At 38.1% G+C, this 5,340-nt stretch carries 4 protein-coding genes; 1 reads left to right on the forward strand and 3 read right to left on the reverse strand.

Annotated features, from left to right (window positions below; translation table 11 throughout):
• From Q0X89_RS03160 to Q0X89_RS03170, 3 genes are all read right to left on the reverse strand, one after another.
• On the reverse strand, positions 1–1,789 hold a 1,789-nt coding region (locus tag Q0X89_RS03160), incomplete at its 3' end, for a hypothetical protein (RefSeq protein WP_297691158.1).
• 267 nt (positions 1,790–2,056) lie between these two features.
• Complete coding sequence (locus tag Q0X89_RS03165) at positions 2,057–2,629, reverse strand: LamG domain-containing protein (RefSeq protein ID WP_297691159.1); 573 nt, start codon at positions 2,627–2,629, stop codon at positions 2,057–2,059.
• A 1,380-nt stretch (positions 2,630–4,009) separates the two neighbouring features.
• The gene (locus Q0X89_RS03170) at positions 4,010–4,639 is read right to left on the reverse strand and encodes a hypothetical protein (protein ID WP_297691160.1); all 630 of its coding nucleotides are present in this window, start codon (positions 4,637–4,639) and stop codon (positions 4,010–4,012) included.
• 377 nt (positions 4,640–5,016) lie between these two features.
• Here Q0X89_RS03170 and Q0X89_RS03175 point away from each other — a divergent pair.
• Positions 5,017–5,340: hypothetical protein (locus Q0X89_RS03175; RefSeq protein WP_297691161.1), on the forward strand; the 324-nt coding region annotated here is incomplete at its 3' end.

Genomic DNA, 5,340 nt, shown 5'->3' on the forward strand with positions numbered 1-5,340 from the left:
CGCTGATTAGATCCTGGTAGACGGATTGACATTCCGCTCCCTTAATGGTAATAGTATTTACACTTTTAGAAATAGGAACTGCCAGGGAATGATCTCCTTTTGATCCCACTTGATACTGGTGTGTTAGGTTGTTTACTGTAACTGTATATGATTCACTTCCGGATACATTGTAGTATGCCATAGAGCTCGTTTTATCTACGCGTTGTCTTTTGGCCGAAAGATCTGCTGGCTCGCCTATTACAACCTCGTCATAAACTATATTGTAGCCTTCATCGAGACTTATGCTTAACGTATAAGTTCCAGACGCCAAATCTACGATAGACACGTTGGAACTAAAGGAAAGAGCGTCTGTATAGGTTTCATTTCGACCATTACCGGTCAATTGAACATCAAAAACAAACCCCTGGGTGTTTGAAGAGGCACTTAACTCAATTAAACCATCTTCAACATTAGGACATGCTGGGGTTTCGGTATAAAGTATAAAAGCATTGTACGGGAAGGTAATAGCACATCCTCCATCATTTATTTCAATAACGAAATTATTTTCATCGTAAACAAATTCCAGGCATTGAGTGTTAAGAAATATTTTACTTATAAATCCATTGCCATTCCTTTCTATATCGTAATAGGTTAGATCAATGTTCGATACCTCATCAATTACATAAAACTGGGTTTGATTGGTTTCAACTGATAATGCATCGGCCATCAGTAAAAACTGATTTATAGGCTGTTTGTAACCCTCATTGAATCTTTGTATTGCCAGGTTTAAAGTTAGTTGGGAATTGCTGAAAAACACATTGGCCAAAGAGGCAAAGAACTCCTGAGGATAGACTTGAAAAAAGTCGTTACCTCCCACATCTAAAACTCTTGTCCTTAAAAATTCACTATACCTAGTACCGGCAGCTGATAACAGGTTATTTTTCCAAGTATTAAGCCTTGTGTTTGTGCCAATATAGTCTGCATCAATTGTATGACAGATTTCATGACTAAGGGCAATTGAAAATGTATCTGAAGTAAATGAGTCGAAATCTGCAGGAAAACCATAATCTGGAGAAGAGCCAACACGGAGTCCAAATGAGTTTATAAAACTTACACTTTGGGTTATGTATAATGCATTTACATAGTCGTTAGTGTAAAACTCCCTAAACATAATGACCCCAAGGTTTGTGCTGCCTGTTGGGATTGTAGTGAGTAAGTTATATAGAACATCCAACTGTGTTTGATCCAGGCTGTAATTGTCAATTACTAAAATTCCGAAGTCGTTCCATATATCAAAATATTTAGCCGCATTTCCATTTGAAAGATCAAGCGCTGAAATAAATTGGGGTTCTTTATCCGGATAATATCTTAAATAATCCCGCAGATAAATGTGGACTTGCTCCCTAAATGACCCTAGATATTTGAATTGGACATCGTCGAATGTCTGGTTAATATTGAAAAATTGAGGATATACACCACAGAGATCTGCAAGAAAGTCATAATACTCATCTACTATTTCAGAGCGATTTGCATAATAGTATTGAAGTTCCTGTATGACACTTGTTACTGCGGTTTGATCATTTAAGAAACTGCTAGCATTCTCTGGCTGCAAATTGAATAGTACCGAATCAACGAAATCTTGAAATTCACTCTGTAGGGACGTGCACCCATTTGCGTTATCTTCTTTGACCGTTACCGTAGCGCTGTCTTCCGGGCAAGTGCCGGAAGCTGCTATGGTATAGGTATAAATGCCATTGACCGGCCCACTCCAGGAACCTCCTGAATCTGCCCCTGTTAAAGCTGCAAACAAAGCTGCTTCATTAGGTTGTGGATCCCCTACACAGATGGTAAGTTCTCCATCGTCTCCTGCATTAGGGGCGGTATCTTCTTTGAAGGTTACCCCACATGCAACATCGGTAAGGTTTGATGGATAGTCATTTACATATTGCGGAGGAGTTTCATTATCTATATTTATTCTCGACCCATGGTTTTCATTTATACTGCAATCTGTAATGTCACAACGTGCTTCAAAATCATCTAATTTATAATAAAGTAGTAAGTTAGGCTCGAAACCTGATCACTCTGTATTTAAATTGTTTTCTATATCAGTATGAGACTTCGATGTATCCCAAATCCTAACTTCGTCTATTAAACCATCAAAGAAGAAGTTCGTTGTAATAAAAACAGATCTACCTATCCATAATTCATCAAAATTTGTTGAACCAACCGTTGAACTTAAAGTTATTTCATCCCTTAAGGCGCCATCAATATAAAGTCTTATAATGTTATTATCAGTAGCTACTGCAACGTGCTGCCAAATACCTACCGTTAATGAAGAATTGGCCCCTCTGCCGTTCCATCCACATTCACCTGCACTAACGTAAGCTAAATTTCCATCCTTTATGAATAGGCCATAATTGCCACACTGCCCATTGTTTCCTTTTATTAGAATAGTTTTTTCACCAGTAATATCATTTGGTTTAATCCAGGCTTCGATGGTAAAATTCCCTTCAATTGATAATGATGGATTGTTGTCTACAGCAATATAGTCGGTTACTCCATTTAAATTTATTGACTTTTGAGATAGTACTTCTAATGAGTATAATAATATTATAGTGATGGAAAAGAATATTGTAAGATGTCTATTCATAAACGGTTGGTTTATAATATCAATATGCATTGGGGGGGAATTGATCTGCCTGGTTATACAGAAAAAATACTTATGGAGGTGAATCACTAAATTATAAAAAAATGTTAAAACACCTAATATATAAGGGTCAAATATGCATTATTTTCAATATTAAGAAAACGTGAATCATTACATCAGTTCAATTCTGCATATCAGTTGCACTCAACATAACTAATGTAGCATAATGATCCTCGACAACTACAAAATGCTTTCCAAAGATGACCAGTACTATACTATATTTCCCAAAGGGAAGTTTTAAGATAATGCCGTATATGGCAATACTAACTTTCTCATTTATGATTTAGAAATGTTTCACCCAGATTCGGGCCTCACCCCCATTCACCAATCACCTATCTTCCATAAAGCTATGTTGACATTTATGCGCATTCTTAAACCTAGTTTATATCCCTTTGGAAAAGAAACCTAAGGCTGTTTAGAATGAGCTATTAAAAAGGATGACTAATTTTTTATACTGCTGATTTTAGTTGTAACTAATTATTTACTGAAAACTTTATAAGTAAAGGCAGCTGTGAGATGCAAAAAAAAATCATTCCAGGCAAATAGTGCCTGGAATGACCTTTATATTTTATGGTATCATTTAATATGTTATTGTCCCCACAGCTCTCAAAGAATATGTTCCGAAAAGCTCGCTTTCGTCTCCGAATGTAATCTCTACGAATTCCTTAAATTCTCCAGTGGCATTTGCAAACCGTCCGGTTCCGCCTTCGATAATCGTTACCTCTTCAAATGTGAAATCTCCAGTCCACTCAACTGCGATGGGCGTAGCCCATAGCTCATCACCATTCGCAGCTGTAATTATAAGTGATCTTGTACCTACGTCAGTTCGAGCTCCATTCCAACACCATTCCTCAAATAGGGTACTGAGTCCCAGATGTGCTACATTTCCTTCGCCCGGAGCAATTAGGACCAGACCTGGGCATGTTAATCAAATCAAGATCATCATTGATCATTGGATCACTGGTGCAGGCAAATAAAGTTGCCGCTAATACGGATAGGATTAAAATTCGATTTTTCATAATGAATTGTGTTTAGTTGAGATTCGATTGTGCTTGTCTTGCAGGGCTTTAAGAAAACAGTAGTTAAATCTGAGTTAGTCTTTAAAAGATAATACAATTAATCCCTCCATACTTCAGAACAAGGACGAATTATAACTAATGCTGTCCCAAGACATACATTTATTGTCCCAAGCAAACTAAAAGTACGGATTGATACGGTACTATTTTCCTAAGGTGGTCTGAAAAATCTGCTCTATTGCATAGCAGTTGCTACGACCCCAATAAATAAAGATGTAATCCACGGGGTTTTTGGAAATGGAAAAAATTATTCCTGAACATAATACAGATCAGCCAATCTATACACCAAAAAGTCAATGATCTCTGAATCTGAAGAGCCTTTGCGAAACATTAAATAGGCGTTTTTTATTTGTTCTTTTTTAAAAAGATCCAGATCGTCTGAACCATAGGCACTAAAGGCGTTCCATGATTTTAGTACTTCCAGCATGTTCCAGTGTGCCTCATAGGTTAGTTTTGCCAGTGCTAATTCTTTATTATACGCCTCCCTGTCCGGTCTGTTTTTAGAGCTTTTGAGTAAGTAATTATATTCCTCCAGCAAGTACTGATCTGCTTTTTTTGCCTCTTTTAGCAGGCTGTAATAGGCCCTGGAGACATAGGCGTTATATAATTTAACAAACAAGCCGGCCCTTTCACGAGCCGTGGGTGACATTGTTTCCAGAATTCGCTGTTCAGTAGAAGCGTAAAGAACCTCAACGGGTCTTTTATTAGAAGTAGTGCCATTAACGGAGTTGATCCCTACGGCTGATTGGGTGGTTTCTTGCCCTGTTTTATATTCTTTCTGAATGTATTGCTGAGCGTTAGTGCCAGCTGCAAAGGAGATGGTAAACAATAGCCATAATAGCCCTGAAAAAATACGTAGCTCGTTTTTTCTTTCCATTTTCAACAAAAGGTTTTAATCCCTTTAGCGCAGCTGTTCTAAAGAGCGCTGATTGTCCTTCAAGAAACAAAAAGAAAGAAGTTAAAAAAAGAAATGCCTTTAAAGCGTCGATATAGTCGATGAGGGTTCTTTGAAAAGGCAAGTCCGATGTAAAACCCTACAAGCAAGTAAGCATAGCTCAGGGAATACTTCTAAGTCATTTCGATATGAGGTACGAAGTACCGATTGAGAAATCTGAAAGAAGTACAGCAGGTCTTTCACAACAAACTGATCCATGTCATTGCGGACACCGGCAGATCTCAATAAATTTATTGTTGTAATCAGAAGGGGATATGTTCCCTTCCACGAATATGCCCCTTCTACTAAAATTTATCGCTATGAAAACGTTTGCCTATTTCTTTTTGATCGCGTTGATTTCTTTGAATTTCTCCTGTAGTAAGGATGATGATGACGAAGACCTACTAACCAAAGATGGTCCGTTTGAGATCAGCGAACTCGCCGGCACCTGGGAGGCCGCCAAAGCCCAATTTAGTGTAAACACCGTCTCCGTAGACGTGGTTGAGGACGGGGGAACTGCCAGCATGTCTGTACAATCTAATGGCCGTTTTACCCTCACAATAGATCCCTTAGATCGGGATTCTTATACGGTAAGTGGAGAAATGTTCTGGGAAGCGTGGCAGCAAACATTTTACTTTGCCATT

Source organism: uncultured Eudoraea sp. (assembly GCF_947258525.1).
Classification (GTDB): Bacteria; Bacteroidota; Bacteroidia; order Flavobacteriales; family Flavobacteriaceae; genus Eudoraea.